A 20,582-nucleotide genomic window follows, 5' to 3' on the forward strand; every position below is an offset into this window, starting at 1 on the left:
GGGATAATTCCCCTTGCTGGCTACGCTTTAAGCAGAGCCATTAAGGAGGTGCTATGCGTCGACTCTTTCTCTGTGTTGCCTCACTGGCGTTGCTTTCCCCCTATGCCGCTGCCGTCAAGGTGGAGATCCTGCAAACCAAACTCGACCACCCGTGGTCGCTGGCCTTTTTACCCGATAATCGCAGTATGCTGATTACGCTCAGAGGAGGGCAACTTAGGCTCTGGCAACCCGATAAGGGGCTTTCCGACCCGCTGACCGGCGTACCCAAAGTCTGGGCGAATGGTCAGGGGGGACTGCTTGATGTGGCGTTGGCACCGGATTTTGCCCAATCCCGGCGGGTGTGGCTAAGCTTCGCGGAAGCTGACAGTGAAGGGAAAGCCGGAACAGCAGTAGGCTACGGGCTGTTAAGTGACGATCGTAAACACCTGCAGGGCTTCCGGACGGTGTTCCGCCAAATGCCTAAGTTATCAACCGGGAATCATTTTGGCGGGCGTATGGTATTTGATGGCAAAGGTTATTTGTTTATAGGCCTTGGCGAGAATAACCAGCGCATAACCGCTCAGGAACTGGACAAATTACAGGGCAAAGTGGTTCGACTAACAGACGAGGGCAAAATTCCACCGGATAACCCGTTTGTGAACCAGACTGGCGCGCGGGCTGAAATATGGTCGTATGGCATCCGCAATCCGCAGGGGATGGCGATGAATCCCTGGAGCGATGCGTTGTGGCTCAATGAGCATGGCCCGCGTGGCGGAGATGAGATCAATATCCCCGGGAAAGGTAAAAACTATGGATGGCCAATCGCGACATGGGGTGTTAACTACAGTGGTTTCGACATCCCCGAAGCAAAAGGCTCAATTGTGGCGGGCACCGAGCAGCCTATCTTTTACTGGGAAAAATCACCTGCTGTCAGTGGGATGGCCTTTTATAATCACGATACGTTCCCACAGTGGAGACACAAACTGTTTATTGGTGCGCTGAAAGAACAGGGGGTGATTGTGTTAAGCGTGAAAGGTAATACTGTGACGGAAGACGGGCGTATTTTGCATGACAGAGGGCAGCGAATCCGCGATGTGCGCGTCGGACCAGACGGTTATTTGTATGTATTAACCGACGAGTCCGACGGGGAATTGCTGAAAGTGAGTCCCTGACAGGATTAGCTGACCGGGATCATCACGACTTTCTGGAATGCCGGGCGCTCGGTGAGCTGTTGATACCAACGTTCCAGGTGAGGGCGTGGCGTCCAGCTCAGGCCGACATTAAACAGGTTATAGATGAACGGTGCGACGGCGATGTCCGCAGTGCCAAATTCAGCGCCAGAAAACCACGCCCGGTCGGCCAGCGCGTTGTCGAGAATGGCAAACAGGTTATCGCAGACCTTCGCACCGGCCTCGATGGCTGCCTGATCGCGTTGATCGGCAGGGGTTCTGACCAGACCAAATAAGATAACCCGATGTGCAGGGCTCAGCGTCTGGTTAGCCCAGTCCATCCATTTTTCACCCTCGGCACGTTTCGCCGGAGCGTCAACCCACAGTCGTTTTTGCCCGTACTGGGCCGCCAGGTAGCGGACAATGGTATTGGATTCCCACAGCAATACGTCTGTTTCGTCATCGCGTAGCAGTGGAACCAGTCCGTTAGGGTTCATCGCCAGATAGTCTGCGTCATGATTTACGCCATGCTGTCCCCCAGCCAGAATTTGGCTATACGGCAGTTCCAGTTCTTCGAGTGTCCACAATACTTTTTTTACGTTGGTCGAATTATTGCGACCCCACAGTGTAATCATAGTAACCCCGCAAATTAATTGAGCAGCTTTATGGCTGCATTCTCTATCTGACTCGCTCACATGGTGGGGTAAACCTAATATTTACGCAACAAGGCGCAAAAAAATCGTGATGAGAGCAGCGCAGCGCGGCGTTATTGCATAAACTTTAAAAACTTTACCAACTTACGGTTTCTTTAAGCTCGTTAGTGCGTTATTACTCACCGCACTTATTTTACACGTCATCCATCAGAACTTTTCTGTATGGTTGGCTGAGGCAACTTGGCCGGTTTTGTGTAAACACGGTGTGGTATGACGTGGTTTTTTGGAATGGATACTCGGGTGGCATTTATGACGCAATACTTCTCTTCCCTACGCAGCCTTGCTGCAGGTTCAGCACTCTTAATCCTTTTGGCGCCGACCGTACAGGCGGCGGAACAACCAACGGCCCCGCCGAGCGTTGACGCACGTGCGTGGATCTTAATGGATTACGCCAGCGGCAAAGTGCTGGCGGAAGGTAATGCCGATGAGAAACTGGATCCCGCCAGTCTGACCAAAATTATGACCAGCTATGTGGTCGGTCAGGCGCTAAAAGCCGGGAAAATTAATCTGAATGACATGGTTACCGTCGGGAAAGATGCCTGGGCGACCGGGAATCCGGCCCTGCGCGGCTCTTCGGTGATGTTCCTCAAGCCTGGCGATCAGGTTGCGGTGTCCGATCTGAACAAAGGCGTGATCATTCAGTCTGGTAATGACGCCTGTATTGCGCTCGCTGATTATGTTGCCGGCAGCCAGGAATCGTTTATCGGTTTGATGAACGGCTATGCGCAAAAACTGGGATTGACCAACACGACTTTCCAGACAGTACATGGTCTGGATGCAGCAGGGCAGTTCAGTACCGCGCGTGATATGGCATTGTTGGGTAAAGCGTTAATCCACGATGTGCCGGAAGAGTACGCCATCCATAAAGAGAAAGAGTTTACCTTTAATAAAATTCGCCAGCCTAACCGTAACCGCCTGCTGTGGAGTACCAACCTGAATGTGGATGGTATGAAAACGGGCACCACGGCGGGAGCCGGTTATAACCTGGTTGCATCCGCGACACAGGGCGATATGCGTTTGATCTCCGTGGTGCTGGGGGCAAAAACCGATCGTATTCGCTTTAATGAATCCGAAAAGTTGCTGACATGGGGTTTCCGCTTCTTTGAAACCGTTACGCCGATTAAACCGGACGCCACCTTTGTTACCCAACGAGTCTGGTTTGGCGATAAGAGTGAAGTCAATCTGGGCGCTGGGGAAGGTGGGTCTGTGACCATTCCGCGCGGTCAGCTGAAAAACCTGAAGGCGAGCTTTACCCTGACAGAGCCACAACTGACCGCGCCACTGAAGAAGGGCCAGGTTGTGGGGACAATCGACTTCCAGTTGAACGGAAAATCTATTGAACAGCGTCCGTTGATGGTGATGGAAGCGGTGGACGAGGGGGGATTCTTTAGCCGGATGTGGGACTTTGTGATGATGAAATTCCACCAGTGGTTTGGTGGCTGGTTCTCTTAATCGCTGATGCCGGATGACGATATGAAAGCACCGTCATCCGGCACAAATTTAGTACATCAATTTGATATGCTGCGCTTTGGCATACTCGACAAACGCATCATCCGGGCGGTTATCGCTGATGATGGTATCAAAGCGTTTTAATTCGCCCATCCTCGCGGGACGCACTTTCCCAAACTTGCTGTGATCAACCACCAGAACATGGTACTGCGCCATCGACATCGCCCAGTGTTTAACCGGTAATTCCTCAAGGTTAAAACAGGTTGCGCCTTTATCGATATGCACGCCGGCTGCGGAATAAAAAGCGATATCCGGGCAGACGTTATTCAGGGTTTCCTGGAAATCGAGTGGCTTGAAAATAGCATTACTGGCATGGAATTCGCCGCCACATAAAATGACGCGGCACTGTGGTTTCTCCTGTAACACCAGAAACGTATTCAGTGAATAGCAGATTGCGGTGAACGGTAATTCATTATCGATCGCTTCAATGATCCACGGCGTTGTTGTTCCGCAGTCGAAGAAAACGGTCTGATGCGCCTGGACGAGGCTGGCTGCCTGTTGCGCTGCCCGGCGTTTTTCATCAACCAGGCGGGATTTTTGATCGCTGATTAAATAGTGGCTGGCGCTACGGGGTTCCAGAACAATATAGCCCCCAAGCAGTACGACCGGGGCCGTGTTATTATTCAGATCGCGACGAATGGTCATTTCTGATACACCCAGCAGTGTCGCGGCTTCTTTAAGGTGTAATTTATCGCTGCGTTTTAGCGCCTGCAGTAATTGACCAATACGCTCGTCGCGTCGAGTTTCCATAGTTCCCCTGGAGAGTAGAATACGTGCTCAGTTTCGCGCTTAATACTACTCTCTTTACCGTGGGTTAGTCACGTACCCAGCCTTTACGAATAGGCAGGGCAAAACAGGTGCGATAGCAGGTCTGCAAACCGTGGTACAGGGTTGTGCCGAATCGTTGCCAGATCATCTGGGCGCTCAGGCAGCCGATCAGACCTGCCAGTAACCCCCCCAGCATATCCAGCGGCCAGTGTACGCCGAGGTAAACACGCGACCAGGCAATCGCCACGGCGACGACCATCAACAGTGCTCCGGACCACAGGCGGTGCCAGAACAGGAAGGCCAACGCGAAGGTAAAGATAACCGTACCGTGGTCGCTCGGGAAGGAGTCATCTGCAGCATGGTGCAGGAAGTTGTAGCCGATATGATTGACGAATGGCCGGTCGTGAGGGAATAAATGTCCCATGATCCATGAAATGGTCAAGCCGACTGCCAGCGCAATCGCCATTTTTATGACCAACTGGCGCTGGATGGTCACGCGGTTTTGCGGCCCCCAAAGCCAGAGAATGATCGCCAGTAGCGGTACGATGCTAATCAGATCTTTGGCAATAAAAATGGCGAGCGAGATCGTCCATTGCGCAGAGTCCGGCGTGGCGTTGATCAGGTAAAAAAGCGAGTTGTTCAGATTTTCCAGCATAACATCCAGACTCAATGTAATCGTTAAAAAGGCCCATATTGGGGATCATAAAATTGCTTTCAGGCGATAAAAAGCGGTCTTGTCCTATTTGTCTGTTAACTGACTCTTTTTAAGACAATTAATGAGGCTTATTGAGCATGATAGCGGTCTCAACTTAAATTAACCTTAAAACAAAAAGCTATCGTGCAATTGAGTGTAAAAATGTGCGCATTTTGCTTTCAAATCACATAATTCACTATCACCAGTAAGGCGCATTTATTACACTTTGCGCGTTTTTTCATTTGTTAAGAGATTGCATGCAGAACCGTTTATCTTCAGGCGCCCGCTTGGGGCGTCAGGCATTACTTTTCCCTCTCTGTCTGGTGCTTTACGAATTCTCTACATATATCGGTAACGATATGATCCAACCCGGAATGTTGGCGGTGGTGGAGCAATATCAGGCCGGTTTAGATTGGGTTCCAACGTCCATGACCGCTTATCTGGCAGGCGGCATGTTTTTACAGTGGTTGTTAGGGCCGCTGTCGGACCGTGTTGGTCGTCGTCCGGTGATGTTAACCGGGGTGGTTTGGTTCATTGTGACCTGCCTCGCAACGCTGTTTGCACAAAATATTGAGCAATTTACTTTCCTGCGTTTTTTACAGGGGATTAGCCTGTGCTTTATTGGCGCGGTAGGTTACGCCGCAATTCAGGAGTCCTTTGAAGAAGCGGTGTGCATTAAAATCACTGCGCTAATGGCAAACGTAGCATTGATTGCACCGCTTTTGGGGCCGTTGGTTGGGGCCGCCTGGGTACATGTCCTTCCGTGGGAAGGCATGTTTGTCCTGTTTGCCGCGCTGGCTGCAATTGCCTTTTTTGGCCTGCAGCGCGCGATGCCGGAAACGGCTACCCGTCTGGGCGAGAAGCTTTCTATCAAAGAGTTGGGCAAAGATTATAAGCTGGTGCTAAAGAATGTGCGTTTTGTCGCAGGCGCACTGGCATTGGGCTTTGTCAGTCTGCCATTGCTGGCGTGGATTGCGCAGTCCCCGATCATTATTATCAGTGGCGAACATCTCAGCAGCTACGAATATGGCCTGCTGCAGGTGCCGATTTTTGGTGCACTGATTGCAGGTAACCTGGTGCTGGCGCGTCTGACATCCCGCCGCACGGTGCGCTCGCTGATCATCATGGGGGGCTGGCCAATCTCCGTGGGATTGATCATTGCCGCCGCGGCCACGGTTGTTTCTTCTCATGCGTATCTGTGGATGACGGCAGGTTTAAGTCTTTATGCATTTGGCATTGGCGTGGCGAATGCCGGGTTGGTGCGCCTGACGCTGTTTGCCAGTGAAATGAGCAAAGGGACAGTTTCAGCTGCAATGGGTATGCTGCAAATGCTGATATTTACCGTTGGTATTGAGCTGAGCAAACATGCTTATCTGCTGGGTGGAAACGGCTTGTTCAGTCTGTTTAATCTGGCCAGCGGTGTGCTGTGGCTGATTCTGATGGTTATCTTTCTGAAAGATAAGCGGGTAGGGAATTCCCGGGAAGGTTAAAGCCCGGTTTCCGGGCTTTGCAATCATTAGTGATGGTCATCAATCTGATGCTCAATGACCATCCCTTCACCTACGCTGGCAACATGACGCGCATACGGATGTGCGCGGTAAACAGGGGCTGGAGTGGCTGCCGGAGCAACATAAACCGTTTGCGGGGCAGTAGCGACACTGACCGCCTGCGGAACATTGACGGAAGAAGGAACAACCACTACTTTGTATCCGCTTGGTACATCAACGGTAACATTCTGTGCAAATGCTGTTCCTGCAAATCCCAGCAACACTGTTGCCATCAGTACACTTTTCTTCATAATCTGCTCACCTGAAATATTCACTGGAAGTAATAATCCAGTGGGTTAATTTGAGGCGGATTATGAATAGATCATGCCATCATTTTGTTGCCGTCTGTGCTGAGGCGTTAATGTGTAAACGGTGCTTCATTGTTTAACACGCGGTCGATAATATCCAGCACGCCCTCTTCGTTATTCGAACCCGCGCGATATTTCGCCGCCTGGATAACCGGCTCATGGGCGTTGGCCATTGCAAAACTAAATCCTGCCTGGCGCAGCATCTCGATATCATTTCCGCCATCGCCAAACACGACAACCTCATCGTTGGTAATATTCCAGCGTTGTTGCAGCAGGCGTAGGCCGTTGGCTTTATGAACACCCGGAATAATTAAATCGATACTGCCGTATCCGGTATGCACCGGTACCATAATGTCGCCAATCGCCTCATGAAGATCGGCCTGCACCTGGGGAATGCGATCGTCGGAGATATTCAGGCCAAATTTGAAGAATACATCGTTGATATTGTCGAAGTTATCGACAAATTCAAGACGGTGATAATACATGGCAGAGATGGATTTATGCTCATCGCTGTACTGCTTCAGGGTGTAGGCGCTGTTTTTACCACAGGCGATAATATCAACGTCTGCACGGGTCAGCAGATATTCTACGATGGTCTGGAAATCGTCTTTTGCCAGTTCACCGTTAAAAATATCTTCCCCTTCGCTGACCACCCAGCCACCGTTTTCCGCCACAAATGAGATTTCATTGGCCAGTTCGGGAAAAAAAGAGATCAACTGGTAATACTGATTGCCGCTGGCGACTACAAAGCGGATCCCTTGTGCTTTCATTTGACGGTACTGCGCCATAAACCGCTCGCGGTTATAGGTCTTTTGGTCACTTAAAAACGTACCGTCCATGTCTACTGCAATTAACTTGATACCCATTAGCCGTTCTCCATCACAGTGGTATTTTTGACATCCGGTTTAGCCACAGCCTTCGCTACGATGGCTGCGACAAGCACCAGCGCCAGCACAACCAACATGGCGCTGCGCAGGCCATAGTGTTCACCCAAATAGCCCAGCAGCGGCGGACCTACCAGGAATGCCAGATAGCCAGTAGTCGCAACAACGCTCACGCGGGTTGGCGCATCAGGGCCGGTATCGCTGGCGGCTGAAATGGTCAGCGGGAAGCCGAGAGAAGCCCCTAGCCCCCAAAGGATCACCGAGACACCTGCCACCCATGAGCTGTCGACAAAAATGATCAGGCTGATACCGAGCGCGCCCATCAGTGCACTGGCGCGTACTACTGCCACACGGCTGTAGCGGTCGATGAACCAGCCACCGGTGAAGCGCCCGACGGTCATACCGAGCGTAAAGCCGGCATAAATCAGCGATCCGGATGTCGGGCTAAATCCATGTCCATCAACCATCAGTAATGGAAGCCAGTCGTTGGCGGAACCTTCGGCAAATGCCATTGCGAGCACCACGACGCCAATCAGCAGCAACTGCATATCGCGATAGAATGGCAACCCTTTTTCAACGGCGTGCGAACCGTCAGTAGCATTCTTACCTGTGCCGTCGGGGATAGCCTTAATAGCGATAAAAATAGGGGTAATAGCCACCATCGCCGCCAGCAGAATATGTGCTGTCGCGGGGACGCTGACGGCGGTAAGTACCATGCCAACACCTGCGCCAGCCAGCGTTCCAAGGCTGTAGAAACCATGCATCATCGGCAGAACAGTTTTGTTCATTTCACGCTCAACCGCTGCACCTTCGACGTTGATAGCCACTTCTGCCGCGCCAAAACTGGCGCCAAACACGCACAGACCAAACGCAAACAGCCAGGCGGAATGCAACCATAATGCGAGGCTGAGAATTGTCATTCCCAGAACCGCGCATGACATGGTGGCGCGGATGACGTTGCGTGTGCCAAATCGTTTCACCAGCCAGGCCGAACAAAGAATGCCACTCATCGAACCAATTGAGAGTCCAAACAGCACCGCACCCATTTCGGCGGTAGAGATGGAGAGAATATCTCTGATGGCAGGGGTACGCGTTGCCCAGGAGGCCATTAATAATCCTGGTAAAAAGAAGAACGTGAACAGCGCCCAGGTGCGACGTCTTAAGGCTTTGCGTGATGAGATGCCAGTCATGAATTCGAGCCAAAGAAAAGAGGGAAGAAGACAACATTAGCAAGGTTGTGTACATTTGTACACAAATGCAAGAAGAGGTAAAGCAGTGCGACGCGCGAACGACCCACAACGACGGGATAAAATAGTCCAGGCCACGCTGGATGCGGTTATAATCCATGGTATTCATGGGGTTACACACCGGAAAATCGCCATGATTGCCGAGGTGCCGCTGGGCTCAATGACCTATTACTTTTCGGGAATAGATGAGCTTTTAATGGAGGCATTCGAGCGTTTTACTGACACCATGTCTGTGCAATATCAGGCATTTTTTGCCGGTGTTGAAAATGCGCCACAGGCCTGCCATGCGATTACCGATATGATCTATAGCTCTCAGGTCACAACGCCTGACAACATGGAGCTTATGTATCAGTTATATGCCTTCGCCAGCCGTAAACCGGCGCTAAAAACAGTGATGCAAAACTGGATGCTACGCAGCCAACAAACGCTGGAGCAGTGGTTCGAGCCGGTAACCGCACGAGCGCTGGATGCATTTATTGAAGGGATGACGCTGCATTTTGTCACAGATAAAAAACCGCTCTCGCGGGAAGATATTCTGGTGATGGTGGAGCGTATTGCCGGATTACCTCAGAGATGAAATCATCAAAATGGTTTGTCGAGGCGGGTAACGGCCTGACGTAAAAAATCAATGACTTTCATCGCCTCTGGCGTCAACGGCCGGGCGGCTTTTTTTACCGTCCCGACATCCATATAAGTAATAAAATCATCAATCGTTCTGTGCATGACGCGCAGACCATCCAGTGACCACGGGCGATACACCAGGTCGGATAAAATGGTTATTCCTCTGCCTTTTGCAACCAGGCTTCTTATTGCTTCAAAAGAGTTGCTGCGAAAACTGATATTGGGCGTATAGCCACGCTGCTGCCAGTAATCGATGATTACGTCAGGGTACTTATCGGTTTCCAGCAGTAAAAATGGTAGCTTTTCGACGTCTATTAAACGGATCGATGCCCGGCTCTGTAGCGGATGCCCAATAGACGTCCACAGGCGGCGCTGTGAACGAATGAATGTTTCGATCTCAAGGTCGTTATCATGGCTGATATTTGAGGTCAGAAGCAGGCAAAAATCGACCTTTTGTTCCCGTAGCGCCTGTACCAGTTCCGGTGCAGTAGCTTCATAAAATACGATCTCCAGCAAAGGGAAACGTCGTTCAAGATCGTTGAGTATATCCGGGATGAGATAGGCTGAGAGCGTTTCGGCAATGCCTATGCGCACCGTGCCGGTGAGAATTTCACTCCTGTCATGCAGAGCGTCAACAGCCGAGTGGCTACTGTTGATGATGTTGCAGGCATGTGCCAGAAAGCGCTCGCCCTCGGCGGTGAGCTTCACGCCTTTGGGGTAACGTACAAATAGCTGCACGTCTAATGATTCTTCCAGATTCCGCATGGCAATGGTCATTGATGACTGAGAAATATGGCAGCGCGCAGCAGCTTTGGAAATTTGTAATGTTTCTGCAAGTGCGATGTAAAACTCAAGTTGCCTTAGCGTGAATTTCATAGTTTTAATCTATGCACATGGATGAAAACGTTATATTAGCATTCATTCTCACGCCGCCGTAGCCTTGTGGTCATACCGTACAACTGACAATAAGGCGCAAATATGCCCTATCTTTTACTCAGTCTGGCTGCCTGTTTTTGGGGCGGCAACTATGTGGTCGGCCATATATTGGTTGCCGAAGTTAATCCCATCGTTTTATCAGCAGCACGCTGGGTATTTACCGCATTGCTATTGATGGCGCTTTATTTCCGACAGATCGCCATGCAGTGGCCAGCGATGAGAAAATCCTTTGGTACTATCGTCTTCCTCGCGCTTTGTGGTCAGGTTCTTTTCCCCTTAACGTTATATATCGGCCTGCAATATACAACCTCGCTCAATGCCGCGATTTATATGTCCACCACACCGGCACTCGTTCTGTTAATCAATAAGTTCTTTTTTAAAGAGCGGATCTCTGCGCGAAATATAGCAGGTGTGCTCCTGAGTACCGTTGGTGTTATCTGGCTGGTGTCGCAAGGCGGGTTGATGCACGCACAGGTATTGGAACATCTCAATCGGGGCGATGTCTGGACCATGGGGTCAGCGCTGAGTTGGGCTGTTTATTGTGCCTTTCTACGCGTTAAACCGTGTGAGGTGAAGGGAAACGCATTTGTTGCCGTGAGCGCGTTGTTAGGTGCGATTGTACTTATTCCGGTACTGGCTCTGGTGTTGATACGCAATGGTATGCCGGGCTGGAATAGCTATGCAAATACAGGCGTTATTACTGGGCTGGCATACCTTGTTATTTTTCCTTCCTGGCTGTCATATCTGTTATGGAACAAAGGGATTAGCGCCATTGGCGCAACGCGCGGAGAGATCTATTCACACTTGATTCCACTGAGTGGCGGATTATTTAGCGTGATGTTTATGCACGTCACTCTGCATTCATATCATCTGGTGAGCGCGTTGGTTATTATGTGCGGCATAGCATTGTGTTCCCGCACGAGTGCAAAAAAAGGCTCGCAGCAGCGCACGGCGTGAAAGAGCGGGTAAATTAGCTTACGGTTGCGCCCCCGGTAATATTTACCACCGTAGCGGTCATTGCTCCGGCATGGTCTGAAGCCAGAAAGGCTGTAACCTCAGCGATTTGCGCAAGCGTAGGCAGGCGTCCGAGCATGGTGCCTTGCGCCGCGCCCGCTAACCATTGATCGACGGTTAAACCCATTGATTGCGCTTTAGCGGTGAAAATCTCCCCGGTATAGGAACCGGCCGCTACCGCGTCCACAATCGCATGTGAGCGCACGCCGACGACTCGAACATTTGCCGGTCCCAGTTCGCTGGCGAGCGCTTTAATAAAAGCCTCTGTTCCCGCACAGCCGACGATGTGCCCCAAATGCCCAGGTATTGCCATCGGGGCCGCGGGCGCGACAACGGTGAGAATGACGCCCGCTCGATTGCCGCCCATGTGCGGCGTTACGGATTTTGCGATATTGAACTGTGCCGAGAGGAAAGGAGTGATACCGCTCATAAACTCAGAGAGGGCTAATGCCTCGATGCGCTTGCCCTGTTCATGCATAAAGCCGGTCGCGTTAACCACCACATCAATTCCACCGATTCGCTGTACCAGGCGGGTAACTTGTGTTGAGGTGTCGTGCTCGTCGAGCACATCGGTGATAAACGTATCGACAGTGCCACCCGCCATTCGCAGGCGACTGGCTGCCCAATCAAGCTTTTCCTGACGGCGTGCGCCCAGGTACACATGGGCACCTTCGCGCGCCATGGTCTGCGCAACCGCACTACCAATAGCCCCGCTGCCGCCGAAGATCACCGCGACTTTGCCTGCGAGTAACATAGCAACCCCCATCACCATTTAGCACCGAGTAAAAGTATGTGCCATAACCGGCATGCTGCAAATTTGGGGAGGAATTTCGGGGGAGGAGGGAGGGAGTTAAAATCCAGGCAACAAAAAACCCATCAACCTTGAACCAAAACGGCGGGGTTGATGGGCTCCACAAATTGGGGACATCAAAGAAAAGCAGTGGCAATAGTTATGACTGACGCCTTTAAGAAAAGTTCTGCTTACCTGCAAAAAATTTTCATTAAAAGCAAAAAACAGTTCTAACCGATGCCGGGCCAGATGATGACGATGAGTGTCCCCGCCAGCGTCAACAGAACGTTAGCAATCGCGTATGTGCCCGCATAGCCTAAAGCAGGAATGTTGCTGCGCGCGGTATCGCTGATGATTTCCATTGCTGGCGCACAGGTACGCGCCCCCATCATCGCCCCGAACAGCAGGGCCCGGTTCATGCGCAATACATAAGCTCCAAACAAGAAACAGATGATCACTGGAACCAGGCTGACAATCAGACCCGAAATCAGCATCTGGCCACCCACTGCGCCGAGGCCATTACCAATGCCGCTACCTGCGCTTAAACCGACACCAGCCATAAAGACCATCAGGCCAAACTCTTTGACCATGTTCAGCGCACCTTGAGGAATGTAGCCAAACGTTGGATGGTTAGCACGCAGGAAGCCCAGCATGATCCCGGCGAACAACAGTCCAGCCGCATTTCCAATGCCAAAGCTGAAATTACTGAACTGGAAAGTGATCATCCCGATCATCAGGCCGATGATAAAGAATGCGCAGAAAGCAAGCAGATCGGTGACCTGGCTGTGAATGGAAATAAAGCCGATACGATCGGCAATGGTTTTCACACGGCGCGCATCGCCACTGACCTGTAATACATCGCCTTTATTAAGTACGACGTTGTCGTCAATGGGCATTTCGATCTGGCTGCGGATCACGCGGTTCAGGAAGCAGCCATGGTCAGTCAGCTTCAACTGGGCCAGACGACGACCTACGGCATTGTGGTTTTTCACCACAATCTCTTCGGTGACGATACGCATATCGAGCAGATCGCGATCGAACACCTCTTTACCGTTACGGAAGCTGGGGTCGAGGCGAGCATGTGCATCCGGATAGCCCACTAAGGCAATTTCATCGCCCATTTGCAGCACTGCATCACCGTCCGGGTTGGCCAGAATACCGTTGCGGCGGATACGTTCAATATAACAACCAGTCTGGCGGTAGATGCCCAGCTCGCGCAGATTTTTCCCGTCAGCCCATGCAACCAGCTCTGGACCGACACGGTAGGCGCGGATCACCGGTAGATAAACCTTACGGTTGGCGTCAGTGTCCAGCCCGCGCTCACGCGCAATTTGTTGGGCGCTGGTTTGCAGATCCTGATGCTGCAGTTTTGGCAGATAGCGCGCACCCACAATCAGACTGACCAACCCAATTAAATAGGTGAGGGCGTAACCCAGACTCAGGTTATCAAGGGCGGTGGATAGCTGTGTACCTTCCATCCCTGAATGGCGCAACGTATCGCCCGCGCCGACCAGAACGGGCGTAGACGTCATTGAACCAGCCAACATGCCTGCCGTCAGGCCAATATCCCAGCCAAATAGCTTACCCAGTCCCAGGGCGATCAGCAGCGCGCTACCGACCATCACCAGTGCAAGCATCAGGTAATTTTTCCCATCCCGAAAAAAAATCGAAAAAAAGTTGGGACCGGCTTCCACCCCGACACAAAAAATAAACAGCATAAAGCCAAGATTTAATGCGTCAGTGTTAATACTAAAGTGCTGCTGACCTAATAATAGGGAGACCACTAAAACGCCAATGGAATTACCGAGTTGGACTGAACCCAGGCGTAATTTACCCAGACACAGGCCCAGAGCCAGGACCACAAATAATAACAGGATGTAATTCCCATTTAACAAATCTGCGACGTTTATATTCACGGAGGCTAACTTCTTGTTTACTAGTAAGCTATTGAAAGAAATGGCAATTTACGCTAATGTTTTTGCCAGAAATTAAGGGGCGACAGCATCGTACACAGCCCCAAATAATGCAGCATGACAATATATGCGGCTAGTTTAATCTCATTACGTATCAACGGCTATAAGAATCGTGTGGGTGTGTTTTTGGCATGGAATGCCGAGTAACTTTATCTGACTGGACGCCTGCGGGCGAAAAGAGTGTTCGATAGAGAAGATGTCAGGAGGAACGATTGAAACATAAGCAAAGTTGGGCGGGTGCGATCTGCTGCTTTGTGCTCTTTATTGTAGTGTGTCTTTCATTAACGCTGAATATGAAAGGCGCATTTAGAGCGGCTGGGCATCCTGAGGTCGGGTTATTGTTTTTTATACTGCCTGGCGCTGTGGCAAGCTTTTTCTCCCACCGTCGCGAGGTGCTCAAACCCCTTCTTGGTGCAATACTGGCAGCGCCGTGCTGCTTGTTACTGATGCGGTTCGTTTTTATGCCGACGCGTTCGCTGTGGCAAGAGCTGGCATGGCTGTTCAGTGCAGTGTTTTGGTGTGCGCTTGGGGCATTGTGTTTTTTATTTATCAGTAGCTTATTCAACCAGCGTCAGCGGCGGAAAAAAAACTGATTACGCCCTCCAGCGGAGGGCGTAGAAACAGCTATCAGGCGAACAGATTCATATTCTCTTTTGCCCACGCTTCAAAATCCGTGCAGCCGCCGATGTGTTGTTGATCAACGAAAATCTGCGGAACGGTCTCAACTGGCTTTCCTACCGTTTTTTCCAGATCTGCTTTAGTAATACCTTCGGCATGGATATCAATGTAGCGGAAGTTAAAATCGTCATGCTCATTGCTTAATTTTTCTGCTAATTCTTTTGCGCGCACGCAATACGGGCACCCTGGGCGACCAAAAATAACGGCAAACATCTCTATCTCCTCGAACTTATCAGGCCGGATGGCGAATGTTGTTATGATGCCGCGATTTGTGACGGATGGAAAGCAGGTTCAGCCTGTTGCTTTGATATCCTTAGTCTATGCCTTCGTTTTTCAATCCGCATTTTTGTTAAACATGGGCTGTCGGAACGTTTTACACTAAGCGCCATTTATCGGGAGGCACCTATGCGCACAGTGGGCGTGTTACCCAAAAGCGTATTGATTCTGGAAATCATCGGGATGGTTTTGTTATCGCTGGCGCTGCTGTCGCTTAACGATTATCTCACCTTACCCGCACCGCTGAACGGGCCATTGGCCTGTGTGGTAATGATATTTCTGGGTGTACTGTTAATGCTTCCCGCCGCGGTGGTGTTGATGTTGCGCATTGCGCAACTGTTGGCACCGCAGCTGATGTCGCGTGCTCCCGACGCTTCTTCCCATTCAGCCAGAGAAAAAAAAGATGACGCCAACCATTGATTTACTTCGCAGCCACCGTTCCATTCGCCATTTCACCGATGAAAGTATTTCGGACGCACAGCGTGAGGCGATCATTGCTGCCGCTCAAGGGACATCAAGTTCAAGTTTTTTGCAGTGCACGACGATAATTCGTATTACCGATCAAAGTCTGCGGGAGTCCCTGGTGACCTTATCCGGCGGACAAAAACATGTCGCACAGGCCGCCGAGTTCTGGGTTTTTTGCGCCGATTTTAATCGCCATTTGCAGATTTGCCCCGATGCGCAACTGGGGCTGGCTGAGCAACTGTTGCTTGGCGTGGTTGATACGGCGATGATGGCGCAAAATGCGCTGACAGCGGCTGAATCGCTGGGACTTGGCGGTGTGTTCATTGGCGGTCTGCGCAACAATATTGAGCCGGTAACGGAATTACTGACGCTGCCGAAGCATGTTTTGCCACTGTTTGGTCTGTGTCTCGGCTGGCCTGCGGATAACCCGGACATCAAGCCCCGGCTGCCAGCAACACTGGTGGTGCATGAAAACCATTACCAGCCGCTCGATCGGGATATTTTGTCGCAATATGATGAACAGCTTGCGCAATACTATCTGACCCGTGGTAGCAACACGCGTCGCGATACCTGGAGCGATCACATTCGCCGCACCATCATTAAAGAAAGTCGCCCCTTTATCCTGGAATATTTGCATAAACAGGGATGGGCCACGCGCTAAAGATTTTAACCCAGTGTATGATACGCCAGCTTTTACCAGGTCTTTTAGAGAGGTGCAGGGTGAAAATTGCCATTTTGTCCCGGGATGGAACGCTCTATTCTTGCAAACGCCTGCGTGAAGCAGCGATGCAACGCGGTCACCTGGTAGAAATTATCGATCCCCTTTCTTGCTATATGAACATTAGCCCGGCAGCGTCTTCTATCCATTATAAAGGCCGCCAGCTTCCCCATTTTGACGCGGTTATTCCAAGAATTGGCTCAGCCATTACCTTCTACGGTACGGCGGCATTACGTCAGTTTGAGATGCTGGGTAGCTATCCGCTGAATGAGTCAGTAGCGATTACCCGCGCACGCGATAAGCTGCGCTCGTTACAACTGTTGGCGCGACAGGGAATTGACCTGCCCATTACCGGAATAGCCCACTCGCCGGATGATACCAGCGATATGATTGATATGGTCGGCGGTGCGCCGCTGGTGGTGAAGCTGGTGGAGGGGACTCAAGGGATCGGTGTGGTATTGGCCGAAACGCGCCAGGCCGCAGAGAGCGTAGTGGATGCATTTCGTGGTCTGAATGCCCATATTCTGGTCCAGGAATATATCGAAGAGGCGAAGGGGCGAGATATTCGCTGTTTCGTTGTGGGTGATGAGGTGGTCGCGGCTATTGAGCGGCGGGCCAAAGAGGGCGATTTTCGTTCTAATTTGCATCGCGGCGGAGTTGCCACGATTGCCAATATCACGCTGCAGGAAAGGGACATTGCGCTTAAAGCCGCCCGCACGATGGGGCTTGATGTTGCTGGCGTCGATATCCTGCGTGCAGAACGCGGACCGCTGGTTATGGAGGTCAACGCCTCTCCAGGGCTGGAAGGCGTGGAGAAAACCACAGGGATAGATATTGCTGCGCGAATGATCCAGTGGATCGAGCGTCATGCTACTCCTGAATTTTGTCTTAAAATCGGCGGCTAAACGCAATATCGATAGCGATCGTGGTATGACACGGTCTTTTTGCGTAAGCTGTGCCGGTAATTTTTTCATCAATAGAGGTCGCACATTATTATGACATCACTGGTCGTTCCCACTCTGGATACGTTGCGTCAATGGCTCGACGACCTGGGCATGAGTTTTTTTGAATGTGATACCTGTCAGGCGCTGCATCTACCGCACATGCAGAACTTCGATGGCATTTTTGATGCAAAAATTGATCTGGTGGATAACGTCATTCTATTTTCCGCGATGGCGGAAGTCAGACCTTCAGCGCTGCTGCCGCTGGCCGCCGATCTATCCGCTATCAATGCCAGCTCACTGACGGTAAAAGCCTTTCTGGATATGCAGGATGATAATCTGCCAAAACTGGTGGTTTGCCAGTCTTTATCCGTGATGCCGGGTGTGACGTTTGAACAGTTTGAATGTTTTGTGCGTCAGAGCGAAGAACAGATATCGATGGTGATCCTTGAAGCCGGGGCACATCAATTGTTGTTTAATGCCGAAGAAGACGGGCAAAACGGCAATGCAGAGGTTCATTTCCTCCATTAATCGTTCCTGATTTTGGGTATTTATAGCGCAGCCGCTGCCAGAGCGGTTGCGTATTTCACGTTTTTATTCTGCATTTAACCTTTTCTTAAAGAATTATTCACTTCGGTTCCGCCCCTTCCGCATTACGTCATAGACAAAATCTGCATAAAAAATTGATAAAAGACGTTTTTTTATCTGGGCTATATTCTCGAATCCTGGCTAAAGTTATTCTTGCAAGGCTTGTAAACGCCACCGTTCAATTTGCCTATTATGAGCTATCTGTAGCTGTATGCATGTTGAATAAGTCAGCGGATATCAGCGAGCAATAGCGGCGGGGAGAGAGACCTCTCTTTCATTGATGCCGCATGAAATAATATGCACGTTTCTTGCATATCATTAGAGTGTGACTTTTTTGTTCGTTTGTTAACGAACTTTCAGAAGGAAAGAGATTATGACCGCCTTAAATAAAAAATGGTTATCAGGCCTGGTTGCAGGTGCTCTGATGGCCATCTCTGCCGGCACGCTCGCTGCTGAACAAAAAACACTGCATATTTATAACTGGTCTGACTATATTGCTCCGGACACGGTGGCTAATTTTGAGAAAGAGACCGGTATTAAAGTCATTTATGATGTATTTGACTCCAATGAGGTGCTGGAAGGTAAGCTCATGGCTGGCAGCACCGGTTTTGACCTCGTTGTCCCGTCAGCCAGTTTCCTCGAACGGCAACTGACCGCGGGCGTTTTCCAGCCCCTGGACAAGAGCAAACTGCCAGGCTGGAAAAACCTCGATCCTGAACTGCTGAAACTGGTGGGTAAACACGATCCAGACAATAAGTTTGCTATGCCGTATATGTGGGCAACCACCGGTATTGGCTACAACGTAGATAAAGTTAAAGCGGTGCTGGGTGCGGATGCACCGGTTAACAGCTGGGATTTGATCCTCAAACCGGAGAATCTGGAAAAACTCAAAAGCTGCGGTGTCTCTTTCCTCGATGCGCCTGAAGAAGTGTTTGCTACTGTGCTGAACTATTTGGGTAAAGATCCAAACAGTACCAAAGCGGATGATTACACCGGGCCGGCAACCGATTTGTTGTTGAAACTGCGTCCGAATATCCGTTATTTCCACTCCTCGCAATACATTAACGATCTGGCAAATGGAGATACCTGTGTAGCGATTGGCTGGGCAGGGGATGTATGGCAGGCGGCAAACCGTGCGAAAGAAGCGAAAAATGGCGTCAATATTTCCTTCTCGATTCCCAAAGAGGGGGCGATGGCGTTCTTTGATGTGTTCGCGATGCCTGCAGATGCGAAAAACAAAGACGAAGCCTACCAGTTCCTTAATTACCTGCTGCGCCCTGATGTGATTGCGCATATTTCCGACCACGTGTTCTACGCCAATGCGAACAAAGGAGCGACGGCTCTGGTTAGCCCGGAAGTTCGTGATAACCCGGGTATCTATCCGCCAGCGGACGTACGCGCCAAACTGTTCACACTGAAAGTACAGGATCCGAAGATCGATCGTGTACGCACCCGTGCCTGGACGAAGGTGAAAAGCGGGAAATAACCCGATGTTCGGGACATGACCCGGCGGTGCTTGTGCCTGCCGGGGATGTCGCGATCCCGAACACACAAAACCCGGCAATACGCACCAATAAGGTGCGTTATTTGCACTGTTTCTTTATTTATGCCGGAGAGCACTTGAGTGAATGATGCAACCCCACGCCCACAAGCGAAAATCCGCAAGGCGCTGACCCCGCTGCTTGAAATTCGCAACCTGACGAAGTCATTTGACGGTCAGCACGCCGTCGATGACGTCAATCTCACTATCTACAAAGGCGAAATATTTGCCCTGCTGGGTGCGTCCGGTTGTGGTAAATCAACCCTGTTGCGCATGCTGGCGGGGTTTGAACTGCCGACTACCGGGCAAATCATGCTGGACGGTGTCGATCTGGCGCACGTTCCACCTTATCTGCGCCCAATTAATATGATGTTTCAGTCCTACGCTCTGTTTCCGCATATGACTGTCGAGCAGAACATTGCCTTTGGTCTCAAGCAGGACAAACTGCCGAAAGCGGAAATCGCCAGCCGGGTGAATGAGATGCTCGGACTGGTGCACATGCAGGAGTTCGCCAAACGTAAGCCGCATCAGCTTTCAGGCGGTCAACGTCAACGCGTGGCACTGGCGCGGAGCCTGGCCAAACGCCCTAAGCTGCTGTTACTGGATGAACCGATGGGCGCTTTGGATAAAAAACTGCGCGACCGCATGCAGCTGGAAGTGGTTGATATTCTTGAGCGTGTAGGGGTGACCTGCGTGATGGTGACGCACGACCAGGAAGAAGCCATGACCATGGCGGGTCGTATAGCCATCATGAACCGCGGGAAATTTGTGCAGATTGGCGAGCCGGAAGAGATCTACGAGCACCCGACCACCCGCTACAGCGCTGAATTTATCGGTTCGGTAAACGTTTTTGAGGGGCTGCTAAAGGAGCGTCAGGAGGACGGTTTGGTGATTGATTCTCCGGGGCTGGTGCATCCGCTAAAAGTGGATGCTGATACTTCCATCGTCGATAACGTACCGGTGTATGTCGCGCTTCGTCCGGAAAAAATCATGCTCTGTGATGCCCCTCCGCCGGATGGCTATAACTTTGCGGTGGGTGAGGTGGTGCACATTGCCTACCTGGGTGATTTGTCTGTGTATCACGTGCGTTTAAAAAGCGGCCAGATGTTGAGTGCCCAGCTGCAAAACGAACATCGCTATCGCAAGGGGCTACCGACCTGGGGTGACGAGGTACGTTTGTGTTGGGATGCGGACAGCTGTGTGGTGTTGACGGTTTAAGGAGTA

Annotated in this window: 22 protein-coding genes; 12 read left to right on the forward strand and 10 right to left on the reverse strand. The window is 51.0% G+C overall.

Annotated elements, in window-relative coordinates; genetic code table 11:
* Positions 1 to 53: 53 nt before the first annotated feature.
* Positions 54 to 1,151: a PQQ-dependent sugar dehydrogenase gene (locus AL515_RS09205; RefSeq protein WP_061067599.1), complete on the forward strand. Its 1,098-nt coding sequence runs from the start codon at positions 54 to 56 to the stop codon at positions 1,149 to 1,151.
* Positions 1,152 to 1,156: 5 nt separating this feature from the next.
* Here the strand turns inward: AL515_RS09205 and AL515_RS09210 are convergent, their stop codons facing one another.
* Positions 1,157 to 1,783 (reverse strand): glutathione S-transferase family protein, encoded by a 627-nt coding sequence (locus tag AL515_RS09210; RefSeq protein WP_048212170.1) that lies wholly within the window; start codon positions 1,781 to 1,783, stop codon positions 1,157 to 1,159.
* A gap of 327 nt (positions 1,784 to 2,110) precedes the next feature.
* Between AL515_RS09210 and dacC the strand changes: the two genes are divergently transcribed.
* The gene (gene dacC / locus AL515_RS09215) at positions 2,111 to 3,313 is read left to right on the forward strand and encodes a serine-type D-Ala-D-Ala carboxypeptidase (RefSeq protein ID WP_048212608.1); all 1,203 of its coding nucleotides are present in this window, start codon (positions 2,111 to 2,113) and stop codon (positions 3,311 to 3,313) included.
* Positions 3,314 to 3,361: 48 nt separating this feature from the next.
* Here the strand turns inward: dacC and deoR are convergent, their stop codons facing one another.
* Complete coding sequence (deoR, locus tag AL515_RS09220) at positions 3,362 to 4,120, reverse strand: DNA-binding transcriptional repressor DeoR (protein ID WP_048212169.1); 759 nt, start codon at positions 4,118 to 4,120, stop codon at positions 3,362 to 3,364.
* A gap of 64 nt (positions 4,121 to 4,184) precedes the next feature.
* The gene (ybjG, locus tag AL515_RS09225) at positions 4,185 to 4,793 is read right to left on the reverse strand and encodes an undecaprenyl-diphosphate phosphatase (RefSeq protein ID WP_048212168.1); all 609 of its coding nucleotides are present in this window, start codon (positions 4,791 to 4,793) and stop codon (positions 4,185 to 4,187) included.
* Positions 4,794 to 5,089: 296 nt separating this feature from the next.
* Here ybjG and AL515_RS09230 point away from each other — a divergent pair, with 296 nt between their 5' ends.
* Positions 5,090 to 6,322, forward strand: a complete 1,233-nt coding sequence (locus AL515_RS09230) for an MFS transporter (protein ID WP_048212167.1) — start codon at positions 5,090 to 5,092, stop codon at positions 6,320 to 6,322.
* A 26-nt stretch (positions 6,323 to 6,348) separates the two neighbouring features.
* On the opposite strand, the gene AL515_RS09235 is transcribed toward AL515_RS09230, so the two are convergent.
* The 3 genes from AL515_RS09235 to AL515_RS09245 all read right to left on the reverse strand — a co-directional run bounded on the left by AL515_RS09235 (position 6,349) and on the right by AL515_RS09245 (position 8,761).
* Positions 6,349 to 6,630, reverse strand: coding sequence for a hypothetical protein (locus tag AL515_RS09235; RefSeq protein ID WP_048212166.1), 282 nt, complete (start codon positions 6,628 to 6,630; stop codon positions 6,349 to 6,351).
* Positions 6,631 to 6,737: 107 nt separating this feature from the next.
* Positions 6,738 to 7,553, reverse strand: a complete 816-nt coding sequence (locus AL515_RS09240) for a Cof-type HAD-IIB family hydrolase (RefSeq protein WP_048212165.1) — start codon at positions 7,551 to 7,553, stop codon at positions 6,738 to 6,740.
* Positions 7,553 to 8,761: an MFS transporter gene (locus AL515_RS09245; protein WP_048212164.1), complete on the reverse strand. Its 1,209-nt coding sequence runs from the start codon at positions 8,759 to 8,761 to the stop codon at positions 7,553 to 7,555. The genes AL515_RS09240 and AL515_RS09245 overlap by 1 nt, the downstream gene beginning before the upstream one ends.
* An 85-nt stretch (positions 8,762 to 8,846) precedes the next feature.
* On the opposite strand from AL515_RS09245, the gene AL515_RS09250 reads away from it, so the two are divergent.
* Entirely contained in the window at positions 8,847 to 9,395 is a 549-nt protein-coding gene (locus AL515_RS09250) for a TetR/AcrR family transcriptional regulator (protein ID WP_061067600.1), read from the forward strand.
* A 5-nt stretch (positions 9,396 to 9,400) separates the two neighbouring features.
* On the opposite strand, the gene AL515_RS09255 is transcribed toward AL515_RS09250, so the two are convergent.
* Complete coding sequence (locus AL515_RS09255) at positions 9,401 to 10,315, reverse strand: LysR family transcriptional regulator (RefSeq protein WP_061067601.1); 915 nt, start codon at positions 10,313 to 10,315, stop codon at positions 9,401 to 9,403.
* A gap of 102 nt (positions 10,316 to 10,417) precedes the next feature.
* Here AL515_RS09255 and AL515_RS09260 point away from each other — a divergent pair, with 102 nt between their 5' ends.
* A complete protein-coding gene (locus AL515_RS09260) occupies positions 10,418 to 11,332 on the forward strand; it encodes a DMT family transporter (RefSeq protein ID WP_061067602.1) in 915 nt (304 codons plus the stop codon).
* Between the two features lie 13 nt (positions 11,333 to 11,345).
* Here AL515_RS09260 and AL515_RS09265 read toward each other — a convergent pair whose 3' ends face one another.
* Positions 11,346 to 12,143: an SDR family NAD(P)-dependent oxidoreductase gene (locus tag AL515_RS09265; RefSeq protein ID WP_061067603.1), complete on the reverse strand. Its 798-nt coding sequence runs from the start codon at positions 12,141 to 12,143 to the stop codon at positions 11,346 to 11,348.
* Positions 12,144 to 12,409: 266 nt separating this feature from the next.
* On the reverse strand, positions 12,410 to 14,095 hold the full coding sequence (locus AL515_RS09270) for an aspartate:alanine antiporter (protein WP_040233921.1): 1,686 nt from the start codon (positions 14,093 to 14,095) through the stop codon (positions 12,410 to 12,412).
* 269 nt (positions 14,096 to 14,364) lie between these two features.
* On the opposite strand from AL515_RS09270, the gene AL515_RS09275 reads away from it, so the two are divergent.
* Positions 14,365 to 14,745, forward strand: a complete 381-nt coding sequence (locus tag AL515_RS09275) for an inner membrane protein YbjM (protein WP_040233923.1) — start codon at positions 14,365 to 14,367, stop codon at positions 14,743 to 14,745.
* Positions 14,746 to 14,779: 34 nt separating this feature from the next.
* Here the strand turns inward: AL515_RS09275 and AL515_RS09280 are convergent, their stop codons facing one another.
* Positions 14,780 to 15,043, reverse strand: a complete 264-nt coding sequence (locus AL515_RS09280) for a GrxA family glutaredoxin (protein ID WP_005123606.1) — start codon at positions 15,041 to 15,043, stop codon at positions 14,780 to 14,782.
* A gap of 192 nt (positions 15,044 to 15,235) precedes the next feature.
* Between AL515_RS09280 and AL515_RS09285 the strand changes: the two genes are divergently transcribed.
* From AL515_RS09285 to potG, 6 genes are all read left to right on the forward strand, one after another.
* Positions 15,236 to 15,526: a YbjC family protein gene (locus AL515_RS09285; protein WP_048212159.1), complete on the forward strand. Its 291-nt coding sequence runs from the start codon at positions 15,236 to 15,238 to the stop codon at positions 15,524 to 15,526.
* On the forward strand, positions 15,510 to 16,232 hold the full coding sequence (nfsA, locus tag AL515_RS09290) for a nitroreductase NfsA (protein ID WP_061067604.1): 723 nt from the start codon (positions 15,510 to 15,512) through the stop codon (positions 16,230 to 16,232). Before AL515_RS09285 ends, nfsA begins: the two co-directional genes overlap by 17 nt.
* 59 nt (positions 16,233 to 16,291) lie before the next feature.
* Positions 16,292 to 17,194 carry a 30S ribosomal protein S6--L-glutamate ligase gene (rimK, locus tag AL515_RS09295; RefSeq protein ID WP_048212157.1) on the forward strand — a complete coding sequence of 301 codons (903 nt, stop codon included), beginning with the start codon at positions 16,292 to 16,294 and terminating at the stop codon, positions 17,192 to 17,194.
* Between the two features lie 90 nt (positions 17,195 to 17,284).
* Complete coding sequence (locus AL515_RS09300) at positions 17,285 to 17,761, forward strand: YbjN domain-containing protein (protein WP_005123602.1); 477 nt, start codon at positions 17,285 to 17,287, stop codon at positions 17,759 to 17,761.
* A 430-nt stretch (positions 17,762 to 18,191) separates the two neighbouring features.
* Entirely contained in the window at positions 18,192 to 19,304 is a 1,113-nt protein-coding gene (gene potF, locus AL515_RS09305; protein ID WP_061067605.1) for a spermidine/putrescine ABC transporter substrate-binding protein PotF, read from the forward strand.
* Between the two features lie 138 nt (positions 19,305 to 19,442).
* Positions 19,443 to 20,576 carry a putrescine ABC transporter ATP-binding subunit PotG gene (potG, locus tag AL515_RS09310; protein WP_061067606.1) on the forward strand — a complete coding sequence of 378 codons (1,134 nt, stop codon included), beginning with the start codon at positions 19,443 to 19,445 and terminating at the stop codon, positions 20,574 to 20,576.
* Positions 20,577 to 20,582 lie beyond the last annotated feature (6 nt).

The sequence above is a fragment of the Citrobacter sp. FDAARGOS_156 genome (assembly GCF_001559235.2).
Classification (GTDB): Bacteria; Pseudomonadota; Gammaproteobacteria; order Enterobacterales; family Enterobacteriaceae; genus Citrobacter; species Citrobacter youngae.